This window comes from Parvibaculum sp. (assembly GCF_035511255.1).
Lineage (GTDB): Bacteria > Pseudomonadota > Alphaproteobacteria > Parvibaculales > Parvibaculaceae > Parvibaculum.
Genome location: NZ_DATKFR010000059.1, coordinates 1 through 2,072, shown reverse-complemented (window position 1 = coordinate 2,072; position 2,072 = coordinate 1). Strand labels below are relative to the sequence as shown.

Sequence of the window (2,072 nt, the reverse complement as noted above, 5' to 3'; positions counted from 1 at the left end):
ACCGACGCCATCGTCAAGATGGACAAATGCGGCATCTGCGGAAGCGATCTGCACATCTATCACGGCGAAGGCTTCAGCCCGGATCTCGGCTTCTGCGTCGGCCACGAGGCGGTGGGCGAGGTTGTGGAAGTCGGTCGCGGCATTCGCCGCCTGAAGGCCGGGGACAAGGTGATGCTGTCGGCGGCCGTCGGTTGCGGCTCCTGCGCGTCCTGCCTTGCCGGCAACATCAATCATTGCGAGACGGGCGGCGCGGGCTGCTACGGGCTCAGCCACAAGCTCGAAGGTTGCCAGGCCGAAGGCATTCGCGTGCCGATGGCGGATTTCAACGCGCGGCCGATCCCGGAAGGGATCAGCACCGATCAGGCGTTGTTGCTTACCGACAATCTGCCGACGGCCTGGTTCGGTTGCGTCAACGCCAACATCCGTCCGGGCGCGAAAGTCGGCGTCGTCGGCCTCGGGCCCATCGGTCTGATGGCGGTGCAAAGCTGTTTCGTCCTCGGCGCGTCGGAAGTCTTCGCCATTGATCTCGTGCCCGAACGCCGCGAGATCGCAGCCTCGCTCGGCGCGACGCCGGTCGATGGCGCAAACGCGCTGGAGGTCGTCGCCGAAGCGACGAAGGGGCAGGGTCTGGAGAGTGTCGTCGAAGCGGTCGGCGCGGACGCGACGATCAAGATGGCGATCATGCTGGCGGGCAAGCGCGGCCACGTCTCGGCCATTGGCGTGAACCAGACGCGCGACTTCGCCTTCCCGATGGGTCTCGCCTTCATGAAGGGCCTGACCTTCCACATCGGCACCTGCTCGGTGCAATCGCACTGGCCCGACCTGATCCCGCTGATCCGCGGCGGGCGTCTCACGCCGGAAAAATTCATCACGCATGAGTTGAGCCTGTCCGAAGGCGCGGAAGCCTATCGCCTCTTCGATGCGCGTCAGAAGGGCGCGTTGAAGACCGTGATGGTGCCTTGAGCGTATGAGTCCACGAACGACCTTCAATCCTCATCCTGAGGAGCCGCCGCAGGCGGCGTCTCGAAGGACGAGGCCCCGGAGGTCGAAGCCATCTTTCGAAACGCGAACCTTCGGTTCGCTCCTCAGGATGAGGTTTATTGGGTAAGGCAAACATGGCACTCGAAAGCTGGACCGATCTCGTCGATCTCGAGAGGCTCCGCGACTGGATGGACGGGCAGGGGCTCGAGCGCGGTCCGCTGGTGGATGTGACACCGCTCGCGGGCGGGACGCAGAACATCCTGCTGAAGTTCAAACGCGGCGGCCGCAGCTTCGTGCTGCGCCGTCCGCCGCACCGGCCGCATATGAACGGCAGCGAGACGATGCGCCGCGAGGCGCGCGTGCTCGGCGCGCTCAAGGGCAGCGACGTGCCGCATCCGGGATTGATCGCGGCTTGTCCGGACGAGGAGGTCCTCGGCGCGGCCTTCTACCTGATGGAGCCCGTCGACGGCTTCAATGCGACGGTCAGGCTGCCGATGCTTCATGGGGGCGATCCGAAGATCCGGCATCGCATGGGACTCGCGATTGCCGACGGCGCGGCGGCGCTCGGCCGCGTCGATCATGTGGCGGCGGGGCTTTCCGATCTCGGGAAGGTGGAGAACTATCTCGAACGGCAGGTGAAGCGCTGGCGCTCGCAGCTCGACTCCTATCGCGAATATGAGGGTTGGCCAGGGCCCAGCGATATTCCGGGCATCGACAGGGTCGCGGACTGGCTCGATGCGAACAGGCCCGCCTCATTCACGCCCGGCATCATCCACGGCGATTATCATCTGGCCAATGTCATGTACCGGTTCGACGGGCCTGAGCTCGCGGCGATCGTCGACTGGGAACTCACCACGATCGGCGATCCGCTGATCGACCTCGGCTGGCTGATGGCGACCTGGCCGGATGCCAAGGGCCGGGGCACGGCGGGTTCCGTCGGCATCGAGCCTTGGGACGGGTTTCCGACCGCGCGGGAGCTGGTCGCCCGCTATGCCGAGGGATCGTCGCGCGACCTCTCCGCCATCGAGTGGTATGCGGTGCTCGCCTGCTACAAGCTTGGCATCATCCTCGAAGGGACGCATGCGCGCGCC

2 protein-coding genes are annotated in these 2,072 nt (G+C 65.6%); both read left to right on the top strand.

Annotated features, from left to right (window positions below; translation table 11 throughout):
- On the top strand, positions 1-963 hold a 963-nt coding region (locus VMR03_RS02005), incomplete at its 5' end, for an alcohol dehydrogenase catalytic domain-containing protein (RefSeq protein WP_325401764.1).
- Positions 964-1,100: 137 nt separating this feature from the next.
- Positions 1,101-2,072 (top strand): phosphotransferase family protein (locus VMR03_RS02000; RefSeq protein WP_325401762.1); only part of this gene is annotated, 972 nt, incomplete at its 3' end.